The sequence below is a fragment of the Nocardia pseudovaccinii NBRC 100343 genome, from assembly GCF_001613225.1.
Lineage (GTDB): Bacteria > Actinomycetota > Actinomycetes > Mycobacteriales > Mycobacteriaceae > Nocardia > Nocardia pseudovaccinii.
On the sequence record NZ_BDBY01000327.1, the window covers coordinates 1 to 12,459 of the forward strand.

The 12,459-nt window shown below is 66.4% G+C and carries 14 protein-coding genes; 6 read left to right on the forward strand and 8 right to left on the reverse strand.

Annotation, left to right across the window (positions count from 1 at the left end; translation table 11 throughout):
- The first annotated feature begins 337 nt into the window (after positions 1-337).
- On the forward strand, positions 338-1,195 hold the full coding sequence (locus NP3_RS36650; protein ID WP_063046308.1) for a cyclopropane mycolic acid synthase family methyltransferase: 858 nt from the start codon (positions 338-340) through the stop codon (positions 1,193-1,195).
- Between the two features lie 4 nt (positions 1,196-1,199).
- Here NP3_RS36650 and NP3_RS36655 read toward each other — a convergent pair whose 3' ends face one another.
- The 4 genes from NP3_RS36655 to NP3_RS36670 form a co-directional block, all read right to left on the reverse strand.
- Positions 1,200-1,601 (reverse strand): PaaI family thioesterase, encoded by a 402-nt coding sequence (locus NP3_RS36655; RefSeq protein WP_040693984.1) that lies wholly within the window; start codon positions 1,599-1,601, stop codon positions 1,200-1,202.
- Between the two features lie 4 nt (positions 1,602-1,605).
- Positions 1,606-2,808 carry an MFS transporter gene (locus NP3_RS36660; RefSeq protein WP_063046309.1) on the reverse strand — a complete coding sequence of 401 codons (1,203 nt, stop codon included), beginning with the start codon at positions 2,806-2,808 and terminating at the stop codon, positions 1,606-1,608.
- A 61-nt stretch (positions 2,809-2,869) separates the two neighbouring features.
- Positions 2,870-3,619, reverse strand: a complete 750-nt coding sequence (locus tag NP3_RS36665) for an SDR family oxidoreductase (RefSeq protein WP_063046310.1) — start codon at positions 3,617-3,619, stop codon at positions 2,870-2,872.
- A 55-nt stretch (positions 3,620-3,674) separates the two neighbouring features.
- Positions 3,675-4,040, reverse strand: coding sequence for an Rv1352/Rv1906c domain-containing protein (locus NP3_RS36670; RefSeq protein ID WP_063046311.1), 366 nt, complete (start codon positions 4,038-4,040; stop codon positions 3,675-3,677).
- 265 nt (positions 4,041-4,305) lie between these two features.
- Between NP3_RS36670 and NP3_RS36675 the strand changes: the two genes are divergently transcribed.
- The 4 genes from NP3_RS36675 (at position 4,306) to NP3_RS36690 (ending at position 7,912) form a co-directional block, all read left to right on the forward strand.
- Positions 4,306-4,785: a sigma-70 family RNA polymerase sigma factor gene (locus tag NP3_RS36675; RefSeq protein ID WP_245721260.1), complete on the forward strand. Its 480-nt coding sequence runs from the start codon at positions 4,306-4,308 to the stop codon at positions 4,783-4,785.
- Between the two features lie 207 nt (positions 4,786-4,992).
- On the forward strand, positions 4,993-6,360 hold the full coding sequence (locus tag NP3_RS51670; RefSeq protein ID WP_063046312.1) for an N-acetylmuramoyl-L-alanine amidase: 1,368 nt from the start codon (positions 4,993-4,995) through the stop codon (positions 6,358-6,360).
- 96 nt (positions 6,361-6,456) lie between these two features.
- Complete coding sequence (locus NP3_RS36685; protein WP_063046313.1) at positions 6,457-7,521, forward strand: CobW family GTP-binding protein; 1,065 nt, start codon at positions 6,457-6,459, stop codon at positions 7,519-7,521.
- Between the two features lie 199 nt (positions 7,522-7,720).
- Positions 7,721-7,912, forward strand: coding sequence for a hypothetical protein (locus NP3_RS36690; RefSeq protein ID WP_063046319.1), 192 nt, complete (start codon positions 7,721-7,723; stop codon positions 7,910-7,912).
- A 48-nt stretch (positions 7,913-7,960) separates the two neighbouring features.
- Here the strand turns inward: NP3_RS36690 and NP3_RS36695 are convergent, their stop codons facing one another.
- The 4 genes from NP3_RS36695 to NP3_RS36710 form a co-directional block, all read right to left on the reverse strand.
- A complete protein-coding gene (locus NP3_RS36695; protein WP_063046314.1) occupies positions 7,961-8,971 on the reverse strand; it encodes an AraC family transcriptional regulator in 1,011 nt (336 codons plus the stop codon).
- 145 nt (positions 8,972-9,116) lie between these two features.
- Positions 9,117-9,554 carry a molybdenum cofactor biosynthesis protein MoaE gene (locus tag NP3_RS36700; protein ID WP_063046315.1) on the reverse strand — a complete coding sequence of 146 codons (438 nt, stop codon included), beginning with the start codon at positions 9,552-9,554 and terminating at the stop codon, positions 9,117-9,119.
- On the reverse strand, positions 9,541-10,578 hold the full coding sequence (gene moaCB, locus NP3_RS36705; protein ID WP_063046316.1) for a bifunctional molybdenum cofactor biosynthesis protein MoaC/MoaB: 1,038 nt from the start codon (positions 10,576-10,578) through the stop codon (positions 9,541-9,543). Before moaCB ends, NP3_RS36700 begins: the two co-directional genes overlap by 14 nt.
- On the reverse strand, positions 10,575-11,843 hold the full coding sequence (locus NP3_RS36710) for a molybdopterin molybdotransferase MoeA (protein WP_063046317.1): 1,269 nt from the start codon (positions 11,841-11,843) through the stop codon (positions 10,575-10,577). The genes moaCB and NP3_RS36710 overlap by 4 nt, the downstream gene beginning before the upstream one ends.
- 140 nt (positions 11,844-11,983) lie before the next feature.
- Between NP3_RS36710 and NP3_RS36715 the strand changes: the two genes are divergently transcribed.
- Positions 11,984-12,459: radical SAM protein (locus tag NP3_RS36715; protein WP_157124807.1), on the forward strand; the 476-nt coding region annotated here is incomplete at its 3' end.

Consider the following 12,459-nt stretch of genomic DNA (forward strand, 5'->3'; position numbering starts at 1 on the left):
TTTGCATGGGGTACGGCGAACGGCCGTGTGAGGCAGCGGCGAGTTGGCTCGCTGCGGTGAATGTCCCTGTGGGCTCCGGGAACGAGGTGGACCACCATCGTGGTCGGGAGTCGAGAAATCTTGTGGGAGTTCGGCTCTGATCGGCCGGGATACCAACATCCACAAGGACAGGGCCGAGGATACATCGTCCAACGGGTGTCGCGCAATGGTCACAGCTCGGTCACGGCGAACGGTGCAGGCCACGTTTCGGTATCGGTAGCCGCTCGTGCGAACGGCTCGCCGGTGTGTCTCGTATCAGTCCATATCCGGCCAGGACCGACCGAAGGCAGGAGCTGCAATGGCCGAACTCGAACCGTTCTACCAGCAAGTCCAATCGCACTACGACGTCTCCGACGACTTCTACCGACTATTCCTCGACCCCTCCATGACCTACAGTTGCGCCTACTTCGAACGCGACGATATGACCCTCGAACAAGCCCAGCGCGCCAAGATCGATCTCGCGCTCGGCAAACTGGATCTGCGGCCAGGGATGACCCTGCTCGACATCGGATGCGGTTGGGGCGCAACGATGTTCCGTGCGGTCGCGCGTTACGGCGTGAAGGTCGTCGGTCTCACCTTGAGCCGCAATCAGTACGAGCACGTCCGCTCGGAGATAGGTCGGCGCGGTGTGGCGGGCGTCGAGATCCGGCTGCAAGGTTGGGAGGAGTTCGACGGGGGTGTGGACCGGATCGTCAGCATCGGTGCGTTCGAACATTTCCGCCGCGAGCGGTACCCGGCATTTTTCGAGCGCTGCTACCGCATGCTCCCGCCCGATGGCCGGATGCTGCTGCATACGATCATCGGTCATACCCTCAACGACCTACGTCGCATGAATATTCCGGTGACCAGGGAGGCCGCGCTCTTCCACATCTTCATCAGGCGCGAGATCTTCCCCGGCGGGCAGCTGCCCCAGCCCGCCGAGGTCACCCGCCTGGCCGGGCAGGCCGGATTCGGCACCGAGCGGATCCAGCCGCTGCGCCTGCATTACGCACGCACGCTGGATCAGTGGGCGCACGCGCTGGCGGACCGGCACGACGAGGCGGTGCGGATCGCCTCGGAGGAGGTCTACGCCAGATATTCGAAATATCTCACCGGATGTGCCCGGTACTTCCGCAGCGGGCACATCGATGTCATGCAGTTCACATTGGCGAAGTGAGGGATCAGAGGACGGCTTGGGTCTGCGTCACCTTGGCGACGAGTTTATCCGCGTCGTCACGGATTTCGGTCTCCACCACGATGAACGACCGTCCCGCGTGCAGCGGTCGCGCCGTCGCGGTCGCATAGCCGGAACGCACGGCCCGCAGGAAATTCGTCTTGGATTCGACCGTCGTCGTGCCCTGCTTGCCCTCGGGCAGATTCAGGAACGCACACACCGCGGCGGTCCCATCGGCGAGCGACATCAGGACCCCGCCGTGCAGCACTCCGCCCAGCGTGCACAGCGATTCGTCCCAGGCGATCCGACTGCGCACCAATTCGGTCCCGTGTTCGAGCACCTCGACTCCGAGGCGCTCGGTGAACGGCATGGACTGGTGAAAGAGCTTGGTGCCCACTTCATCGATCATGAAGTCAGCCTGCCCGATGCACCCGGCGCGCGTCTATTACTCCCGAGGTAATCAGCAGTACGAGCAGTACGGTCGCACCGCCGCAGAGCAGCGTCGTCCCGGGCGATGTCCGATCCACGATCACCCCGCCGACCAGTGCGCCGACACAGAAGGTCGCCTGGAATGACGCGGTGAACAGCACCGACGCCACCTCCGGCGCATCGGGCAGCGCATCGGCGAACCAGGTCTGCAGCACCACCGGCACGCCGCCGTACCCGATACCCCACACGATGAGCAGCGCGATCGCACCGAACTCCCAGCGCCCCAGCAACGGTAGCAGCAGCATCGCGGCCGCCATCGCACTCGCCGCGAAGCCGAGCGCGAGACGGGGACGGCCGAGCAAGGTGCCGCCCAGGAAGTTTCCGGCAATGCCCGCCACACCGTAGATCAGCAGCAGCACCGTGATCGTGCCCGCGCTCACCTCGGTGACCTGCTCCAGGAACGGTGTGACGTAGGTGTAGCTGCCGAACTGTGCGATCACCACGAAAAACGTTGCCAGCAAAGCGATTCGGACGCTCATGCCGCGCAGACCGATGCGCAGCGTGGCCAGGCGAAGGGCCTGCTCGGCGGGCAGCGCGGGCAGTGCGACCGCAAGCAGCGCCAGCACCACCGCGGACAGCAGGCCCAAGACGATGAATGCAGCCCGCCAGCCCGCGACATTGCCGACGAACGTGCCCGCGGGCACACCGAGCACCGAGCCGAGTGGGACGGAGGAGAAGATCACCGCCGTCGCCCGGTGCACCGACTCCGGCGGCACCAATCGGCTAGCCAGTCCGGCCGCGATCGACCAGTAGCCGCCGATGGTGATTCCGATCAGTACGCGGGAGGTGAGCACCACCCAGAATTCCGGTGCGAGTGCGGCCACCGCATTGGCGAGCACCAGCAATAACGTGCAGCCGCACAGCAACAGTCGGCGATCGATCCGCGCGGCGGCGACGGTCACCAGGGGTGCGGCGATCGCGGCCAGCAGACCGGGCAGGGTCATCATCAGGCCCGCCATGCCGTCGGAGATTGTGAAATCGGCTCCGATCGAGGTCAGCAGGCCGATCGGCAGAATCTCGGTGGTCACGATCGAGAAGATGCCGAGCATCACGGCGGCGACGCCGAGCCACCGGATCAGCGGCGGCCGGGCGACGGTGCTGGGGGAGGGCGCAAGAGCTGTGGACATGCGCTCCAGTCCAGCAATCCCGCCCGTCGACTTCTGGCGGGTTCAGGCCCTCATAATGCGCTCAGCTCATCCGGGTGACGACCGCGCCGGGCAGATGCGGCAGCACCACATCGATGAGCCGCCACGGCCACCCCGGAACGCAGGCGCGAATCTTTTCGCGCTCGATCGCCCGCACCATCGCCGCGACGCCCTTCGCCAATGGCGTGACCATGCGTGCGTCACCGGCCTTCGCTGCCATATCGGTGGCGATGAATCCGGGAAGCAGTGTGGTCACCGCGATCGGTGAGTTGGCGAATTCGACCGTGAGCGCCTCACCGAGCGCGGCCAGTCCCGCTTTGCTCGCGGAATATGCGGCCTTCTTGCCCGGCAGGCCGCGCACCGCGCTCATCGAGGAAACCAGCACCAGATGGCCCGACTCCTGGGCACGAAAGATCTCCAGTGCCGCCTCGGTCTGGGCGAGGGCGCTGACGAAATTGGTGGTGGCCGTGGCGATATTGGCATCCGCACGGCCGGTGCCGATCCGCGCGCCTTTGCCGATACCAGCATTGACGATCACCCGATCCACTCCGCCGAGTTCATCGCGCAGCTCGGCGAAAACCCGTGGGACGGCCGCGTGGTCATCGACGTCGAGCGCGCGGACCGCGATGGTAATGCCCGGGTGCGCGGCGGTGAGTTCGTCGCGCATGGCCTCGAGCGCATCCAGGCGGCGGGCGCATAGAGCCAGGTCACGGCCCATGGCTGCAAAATCTCGCGCCATGGCCGCACCGAGTCCGGCGCTCGCGCCGGTGATCAGGATTTTGCTCCGCGTCATGGTTGCGAACCATAGCGGCTACTGAACGCGAGTCAATATCCCGTGGGGGTTCGGCTCAGCCGCCGAATGAGCCCGTGCTCGGTGGCACCATGTGCCAGGCACCGCAGTTCACCGTCTTGAAGGCGACATCGGTCGGGGCGATCTCGGCGCGGACCGGACGGTTTCTGGTGAAGTCGTTATTGATGATGTAGTGCTGATCGGTGTTATCGCCTTCGACCTTGCGCAGCCGCCGCCAGTCGCAGCCGACCGCCGGGTCGGAGGTGCCTTGGCCCTCCCAGGTACCGGGGAAGATATCGACGCCGACCAGGTAGACACCATCCTCGGTGATGGTGTTGCTGGGCTGGGCGGCCGCGGTGCCGGTGCCCAGCAGTGTCACGGTTGACGCCATTGCCCCCGCGATCACGAGCGTGCTTGCACGCATACTGCTGTCTCCTCGAATTGTGCTCTAGCCGCCACTGGCGGCTGACCTGCGGAGATCCCCGTATCTCCGGGGCCAAGGTCTACCAGACTCGATGGTCGATTTCGGTGGAATCGCCAGATTCCGCCTCGGGCGTGATTCCACTCGCCCGGATTCCCGCGATATCTCTTATATGAGTGGTATTTGTCCGGTGGTCGATGTCGCGGGCAGGCGGTCGACTTGCGGGGTGGCGTGTGCTGGGCTCTGTACCGACGACGGGCTCGCCTCCGTGTTAGCCGCGGACCGGGCGCTCCTGCATTGGCGCGCCATGCGCGGACTCGGCGATTCGGGCCTCGCCGAACACGCGGTGCAGGAGACGCTGCTGCGAGCCTGGCGCTCGTGCTCAGGGTTCGACGAACGCAAGGGCACGGTGCGCACCTGGCTGCTCGCCATCGAACGCAATGTCATGATCGATATCGCCCGCGCCCGCGCCGCCCGGCCCGCCGATACCGGCTGGGATGAGATCACCGAGCTCAGCGATGTCCGCTTCGCGAATCCGGACTTCGCCGAACGTCTCGTCGACGGTCTGCTCGTCGCCGAGCTTCTCGCCAGGCTGCCCGAACTGCAGCGCACGGCCGTGGTGGAGGTGATCCTGCGGGACCGGGCCTATCAAGAGGTGGCCGATGACTTCGGCGTCCCGGTCGGCACGGTCAAGACTCGGGTGCACTATGCGCTGCGGTCGTTGCGTCGCTTGCCGATTGGGGCCTGAGCCCGCATCCGGTTGGCAATCCCCGTTTCACGGCGGCGTGAGCCGTGTTTTGGTCGTCTGATCAGCGGTAATGCGCTCGAGTGTGTCGATAACATTTCGATAACGTAGCTTGCTTTGCTGATGCTGGCGTTGCCAGAGTGAACCACTGGGTTTGGTGTTACTAGTGGGAAGGGAGGGGTGCTCCGTCCCGGGGCACCGACACCGCACATGAAGCCAAGCATCATCAGCACCGGTATCTGCGGCGCCGTCACGGCCGCCGTGGTGGTGACGCTGTCGGGGCTGACCCCGGCCGCGATCGCAGATCCGGCAGCGCCGGATATGTCGACGAAACTCGCAGGCAAGACGATATTCCTGGACCCGGGTCATCAGGGGCCCAACCACGCCGAGACTTTGGCAACGCAAGTGAGCAACGGTCGCGGCGGCACCAAGGACTGCCAGACCACCGGCATGACCACCGTCAACGGTGTGCCGGAGCACACCATCAACTGGAAGGTGGCCGACCTGGTCCGGGCCGCCCTGCAGGATCTGGGCGCCAAGGTGGTGCTCAGCCGTCAGGACGACTCCGGGTGGGGCGGCTGCGTCGATGAACGCGCGCAGGCCGCCAATGCCTCCGGCGCCGATGTCGCGGTGAGCATCCACGCCGATGGCGCACCGGCACAGGACCGAGGCTTCCATCTGATCGTGCCGCAGCTGCCGATCCCGGATCCGAAGGCCGATCAGGTCCAGTCCGGACCCGGTCTCGCCGCGACGAAGGCGGTGCGCGACGCGTATCTCGAGGCCGGATTCCCGGCCGCGAATTATGCGGGCGCACAAGACGGTCTGCAGACCCGGGCGGATGTGGCCGGTCCGGCGCTGACCACCGTGCCCGATGTCTTCATCGAGATGGGCAATGGCGCCAATGCCGAGGACGCCGCACTACTGGAGAGTCCGGAGGGCCAGGTCAAACACGCTCTGGCCATAACGACCGGCCTGGTGGGCTTCTTGCTCGGTGCACCGCAGCAGGCGACTGCGGCGCAGGGTGCGGTTCCGGCGCCGACCGGGTCGACCGATCGGACTGCCTCGGCTCCGCAGGCTCCCGCGGCCGAGCAGGTTCCCGGTGGAGCGCAGGCTTCGGCTATCCCGCAGCCGCAGGCCGTCCCCGAACCCGCAGTGGCCCCGAATTCCACGGGGACGGTGCCGACCGCACCCGCATCATCGAATCCGCCACAGGGCTACACCCAGGCACCGGGCTACGCGCAGGTGCCGAGCACGCCCGATCCGCAGACACCGGGATCGGCGCAGTCGCCCAGTACTCCGCAAGCGGGTTCACCACAGAGCTATGGGCTCTCGCCCAACACGCCGCAGTCGCAGGGTTTCGGACTCTTGCCGAAGACCCCGCAGTCGCCCGGTTCTCAGTTGTCGCCGGGCCAGACCGCGCCGAGCACGACCGGTACCCTGCCCGCCTTGGTCGGCACGATCATGCAACTGATGCTCCCGCTGGCGAAATCCCTCGGTATGGACAACACCGTGCTCACCTCGGAGCTGATCAACTTCGCCTACACCTTGGCCAGCACCCTGCTCGGCCCGTCCAAGTAACCGATATCCCGCCCGTCGAACGTCACCCTCGCGCATGCCGAGGGTGACGTTCGGTCGTTCTGTGCTCGATCGGCGCGCGCCGCTAGGGTGGGCCGGGTGGCTGAGCGGATTCCTGTTCTCATAGTCGCCGGGTTCCTCGGATCCGGGAAGACGACGCTGCTCAATCATCTGCTGCGCAATAACCGGGGCACGCGGATCGGGGTGGTGGTCAACGACTTCGGGGCCATCAATATCGATTCCATGCTGGTGGCCGGGCAGGTCGATGCGATGGTGTCGCTCGGCAACGGTTGTGTCTGCTGTGCGGTGGACGTCGGCGAACTCGACGATTTGTTCACCAAGCTCGCGCAGCCGCGTGCCAAGATCGACGTGATCGTGGTCGAGGCCAGTGGACTGGCCGAACCGCGCAATCTGATTCGGATGGTGGTCGGCAGCGAGAACCCGCGCATCCGCTATGGCGGATTGGTCGAGGTGGTCGACGCCGAGCAGTTCCCGGACAGTCGCGAGCGTCATCCCGAACTGGCCACCCATCTGCGCTTGGCGGATCTGGTAGTGCTCAACAAGGCCGATCGGGTGTCGCAGGATCGGCTGGACGGTTTGCGGCAGGAGATCACCGCGCTGATCGGGCAGGTGCCGGTGTACGCGACTACCCGTGGCCGCATCGACCCCGGCCTGCTCTTCGACGAGCCGCTGCGGGAAATCCCGCGGGTCGCCGAACAATTGAGCTTCGACGAACTGCTCCACGACCACCACGACCATGCCGATCTTGTCGAGCGACCCGCAAGCAGTCGCTACGGGCCGCACCGGCATCTGCACGACGACTACACCAGCGTGTCCTTCACCAGCGACCGGGAATTGGATCCGCGCCGCCTGGTCGAATTCCTCGAGGATCCGCCGCCCGGCCTGTTCCGCGCCAAGGGATTCGCCGCCTTCGGTGTCGCCGCCGAACGCCGCAAGTTCGTGCTGCACATGGTCGGTCGCCACATCGTCTTCGAACCGGCCTCCTGGTCGCGCGGTGAATCGCGCACGACCCGATTGGTGCTGATCGGTGCGGGTCTGCCCGCCGACGCGGCACTGGCGCGGCTGCACGATACCGTGCACACCGCCGCCGAACCGCTGGACGAACAAGCCATGCTCGGTGTCTGGCGCTACACCCCGCACTGATGCAGGGAAAGGTTGGCGCGTTCTGTTCGAAGCTGGCGCGTTCGGTACTTGGCGCGGTGATCGCGCGGACATAGAACTGAGACATTGCCCCGCCGCGTGCGGCATGTGCGCAACGGAGCGAACGTGGCGCGCGCGGTGTCGGTTCGGACCGAGAACCGTGATCGACCGTATTTGTCTCTACGACCGATTGGAGAGTTCCGTGTCAGAGACCTGGGAGAGTGCCACCGCGTACGTGGTCGCCGCGTTGGAGGCCAAGGGCACCGCGACGCGTGACGATTTCGACGTGCCCGCCATCGTCGCCGCAACCCGAGATATCGCCGACAGCTGGGATTTTCGCGCTATCGAGGATGCGACCTTCTGGCGCATCGCGGCGGCCTTCCTGAAGGTCTGACCGGCCAGGCGTGAGGATAGGGGATGCGGCGCGTGGGGATGCGGCGGATCAGGCTGGTAGTTCCGATCGGTACATGAGCTGGGTCATGGATCGACGGCGAGCCGCCCGCCGCATCGAACCCACATCCGAATATCCGAGCAGTTCGGCTTGGCGTGTTCGGCTCAGTACCGCGCCTTCGGCACTCGCCTGCGCGAGCCGGGCATTGCGCGCCCGCTCCAATTCCATCCGCCAAGTGGTGCCCGCCTCCATCAGCCGCCGCTGTAGCGTCCGCGGGCTGGTGGCGAGTCGGCGGGCCACCCGATCCAGCGATACCGGACCGTCCGCCATTGCCTCGGCCAGCGCGGCCGCTACTCGATCCGGCCATGCGGTCGCCAGGGACGGCGGTGGCGGCAGGGCGTCGGCGAGCGGTTGCAGCACGGCAGCCAAGACGGGATCGCTGGTTGTCAGCGGCAGATTCATATCACCGGCGCGGAAGGTCATCGCATCGACCGGCGCGCCGAAGTCGATGGCGGGGGTGCCGAATACCTCGACAAAGGCGTCGATTTTGGCCGGTGCCTGCTGCCGCAATGCCACCCGCAACGGGACGAGCGGGATCCGGACCACACGGCGTGCCCTGCTGAGCACCGCCGCCAGGCCCCATACCTGGGTGAGATCCCGGCCGCGGCCCTCGCCATTGATCATGTCGAGGTAGAGCGTGACCTCGTGCTCGTTCTCGGCGATCAGTTCGAACCGATGATTGGTGGTCACCGCGCAGACGTAGGGACCGCAGGTCGCCAGGCCCGCGCCGAGTGTCGGCGCGGTGGCGAACAGGTAGTCGTAGAGGCCGAAACTGTTGAGCTTGTAGCGGCTGGCCACGTGCAACGCGACATTCGGATCGCCGAGCCCGTGTTCGCCCAGTTCCCAGAGGCGCGAGAAGGTGTGACTCGGCAGGTGTACGTCCGCGCCGACCATGGTCCATTCGGGTAGGCCGGTCTCGCGGATCAGTCGATCCCGGTCCAGTCCAGCATCCGTGAGCTGCGAGATGACGAATCTGTGCAGCAGTACCTGATCGGTTCCCAATGCGCCCCTCCTACCGCGGATCGACGTCCTCGTGCGGGAGAACGCTATCCCGCGCCTATTGAATCGTCACTGAATTCGCGTCACAGTGTTGTTTCGGGTAACAACATCAGGCGCTCACATTGCCGTTATGCACGGGCAATGTCCTTTACCCGCAGGCGTTAACCCATTCCGAGAGTCCGTCGGCGAAGAGCTGGCGCTTCCAGATCGGCACCTCGTGTTTGATCCGATCCACCAATTCCGCACAGGTGGCGAACGCTTCGGCGCGGTGCGGGGCGGCGACCGCGACGACGATCGCTAGATCGCCGACGGTCAACTGACCGATTCGGTGGACGGCCGCGACCGGGAGTCCGGAGCGCTCGGCGAGTTCCGCACAGCAATTTCGCAGGAACCGTTCAGCTTCCGGATGCGCCGAATATTCCAGAGCGGAAACCGCCTGTCCGCCATCGTGATTGCGCACCTTGCCGGTGAAAACCACTACGGCGCCGTGCTCCGGTCCGGTCACCGCCGCCTCGACCGCCGCCGGGTCCAGTGGCTGATCGCTGATACCGGTTAGGCGTACGGCCGCGAATTCACTTGTTGTCATGGTTGCCGCCTCCGGCTACTTGCGCGAGCAGATGATCCAGCAGCGGCTCGAGCACCGTCATGCCGTCTTTGACACCACCGGGGGAGCCGGGCAGATTCACCACCACCGATCGGCCCGCCAGTCCGGCCACGCCGCGACTGAGCGCGGCCAGTGGGAATTTCGCGGTGCCGCGTTGCCGAATCGCCTCTGCGACACCGGGTAATTCGCGATCCAGGACGGCCAGCGTCGCCTCGGGTGTCGCATCGGTGGGGGAGGCGCCGGTGCCGCCGGTGCTGATCACCAGCGACGGCTCGAACCGCAGGGCGTCGGCCAGGCCGATGTCGATTTCGGCGTCGGCGTAGATCAGCGGGCCGCGCACCGAGAAACCGAGTCCGCCAAGCCATTCCGCGAGCACCGGACCCGTGGTGTCCGCTCTGGTGCCGATCGCGGCCCCGGTGGAGGCGACCAGGACGACGGCAGTGCGCTGGTCGGAATCCGAGAGCTCTTCCGGCGCAATGCCTTCCGTGGGCTCTGGTTCGTCGGCGAGGGTGGGGATGTCCACGGGAGCCCGCTCTGCGGGCCGTTCCCAATGTCCGTGTTTGCCACCGTCTTTGGTGAGCAGCCGGACGCCGTTGAGCGTCGCGGCGGGGTCGACCGCTTTGACCATGTCGTGCAGGGTGAGTCCGGCCACCGCCACCGCGGTCAGCGCTTCCATCTCGACGCCGGTGGGGCCCTTGGTTTTCGCGCTCGCCTCGATCGTGATGGTGTCCTCGGTGAAGCCGAATTCGACCTTCACCGAGGACAGCGCCAGCTGATGGCACAGCGGAATGAGTTCGGAGGTCTTCTTCGCGCCCGCGATACCGGCGATTCGCGCGGTCGAGAGCACATCGGCCTTCGGCATATCGTCGGCCCGCACCAGCGCGACCACCTCGGCGGTGGTACACAGCTCACCGGCCGCGACCGCGATCCGAGTGGTGTCGGACTTCGCGCTCACATCGACCATGCGGGCGCGACCTTCCCTGTCGACATGGGACAACTCACTCATAGCGACCACACTCGCACAGATGCGCCGCCCGGCAGCGAGGTGACCTCGGCGGGCACATCGATCAAGACATCCGCCCAGGCCATGCCCGCGATGAGATGCGAACCGGGTCCGGAAGCGACCTCGACGGCCGTCGGCCCGCGATGCAATCCGGGCGCGGCGTCGTCGTCGCGTACCAGTTGACCGCGCAGGAATTGGCGTCGTCCCTCGGGGGAGCGCACCGCATTGCGCAGCGGCAATTCGTAGATCTCCACCTCGGGCAGGCCCGCGATATGGCGCAGCATCGGGCGCGCGAAGACCTCGAAGGACACCATGGTGCTCACCGGATTCCCGGGAAAGCTCAGCACCGGCACGCCGTTGACGACAGTAAGCCCTTGTGGCCCACCGGGTTGCACCGCGACCGAGCCGAATTCACCCCCCAGCGGTTGCAATACCTCCTTGACCACCTCGAAATCGCCCTTGGACACCCCGCCGGAGGTGAAGACGATATCGGCGGATTTCGTTGCGACGGAAAGCAATGCGCGGAACTTCGCCGGATCGTCGGTGCTGTGCTCCACCGACACGACGCTGACGCCGTTGGCGCTGAGCGCGGCTGCGAGCGCGATACCGTTGGAGTTGTAGATCTGGCCGGGGCGCAGCGGAATTCCGGCGGCGACCAATTCGTCGCCGGTGGTGATGACCGCCGCCCGAATCGGTTGGAATACCGGCACATTCGGCAGTCCGACCGCCGCCAGTGCGGCAATGTGACGCGGGGCCAGCAGCGTGCCCGCGCGGGCCAGCAGCTCACCGGTGCGCACATCGGTGCCCGGTTCGCGCACGAACTCACCCGCGGTGCGACCCCGCTCGACGGTCACCGTCGCGTCATCGCTGTGCACATCCTCCACCGGCACCACGCAATCGGCGCCGGGCGGAATCGGCGCACCGGTCATCACCTTCATCGCGGCGCCGAGCGGCAACGGCGTCTGTCCGGCCGCGCCTGCCGCGACCACACCGACCAGCGGCAGCGTCACCGGGGTGACCACCACCGATTCGGCACGCACCGCATAGCCGTCCATCGCCGAGTTGCGGAATACCGGCAGGTCGACCGGCGCTTGGATATCGTCGGCCAGCTGTCGGCCCAGCGCCGCGGGCACCGCGACGGATTCGACCGCTCGAGCGGCCAGCGGGCGCAGCAGCGCCTCGACGGTGTCCCGGTAGGCGTCGACGGACCGGGCGGTGGCGGGCGGGCCGAGCCGGTGGCCATCGGAGGTGTCGGCACGCGAGGTCATACGGCCAGCCTAATCGCCCAGCGGTAGCGAGTTCTCTTGTCGTATCGCACGAACGCTCACCCCTCGAACTCGGCGTTTGTGAGCCCAGGATGGTGCAGTCCGCCCATGGGCACAGCGTGCGGACCGGTCATAATGGACTTGTGACGCTGGTCGAGATGGGGATTCCCGCCGTGCGGTCCAGGCTGCCCGCACTCGACGGACGGCCGGACACGCCGTACCTGGTCGATCGATTCGGGCGCACCGCACGTGATCTGCGCGTATCGATCACCGAGAAGTGTTCGCTGCGATGTACCTACTGCATGCCGGAGGAGGGCCTGCCCGCGATTCCGCAGGACGAACTGCTGACGGTCGAGGAGATTGTGCGACTCGTCACGCTCGCGGTGCGGGAGTTGGGGGTGCGTGAGGTCAGGTTCACCGGCGGTGAGCCGCTGCTGCGCCGCGATCTGGAGCGGATCGTCGCGGGCTGTCACGAGCGGGTGCCCGGGGTCCCGCTGTCCATGACGACCAATGGCGTCGGACTCGCCCATCGGGCCCGCGGGCTCGCGGCCGCCGGGCTGAGCCGGGTGAATGTCTCGCTGGATACCGTGGATCGGCTCGGCTTCGCCCGCCTGACCCG

Coding starts and splice junctions, on each gene's coding strand:
- NP3_RS36700 (WP_063046315.1), bottom strand. CDS start 9,554: ATGACAACAAGTGAATTCGCGGCCGTACGCCTAACCGGTATCAGCGAT.
- NP3_RS36710 (WP_063046317.1), bottom strand. CDS start 11,843: ATGACCTCGCGTGCCGACACCTCCGATGGCCACCGGCTCGGCCCGCCC.
- NP3_RS36650 (WP_063046308.1), top strand. CDS start 338: ATGGCCGAACTCGAACCGTTCTACCAGCAAGTCCAATCGCACTACGAC.
- NP3_RS36665 (WP_063046310.1), bottom strand. CDS start 3,619: ATGACGCGGAGCAAAATCCTGATCACCGGCGCGAGCGCCGGACTCGGT.
- NP3_RS36660 (WP_063046309.1), bottom strand. CDS start 2,808: ATGTCCACAGCTCTTGCGCCCTCCCCCAGCACCGTCGCCCGGCCGCCG.
- moaCB (WP_063046316.1), bottom strand. CDS start 10,578: ATGAGTGAGTTGTCCCATGTCGACAGGGAAGGTCGCGCCCGCATGGTC.
- NP3_RS51670 (WP_063046312.1), top strand. CDS start 4,993: ATGAAGCCAAGCATCATCAGCACCGGTATCTGCGGCGCCGTCACGGCC.
- NP3_RS36670 (WP_063046311.1), bottom strand. CDS start 4,040: ATGCGTGCAAGCACGCTCGTGATCGCGGGGGCAATGGCGTCAACCGTG.
- NP3_RS36655 (WP_040693984.1), bottom strand. CDS start 1,601: ATGATCGATGAAGTGGGCACCAAGCTCTTTCACCAGTCCATGCCGTTC.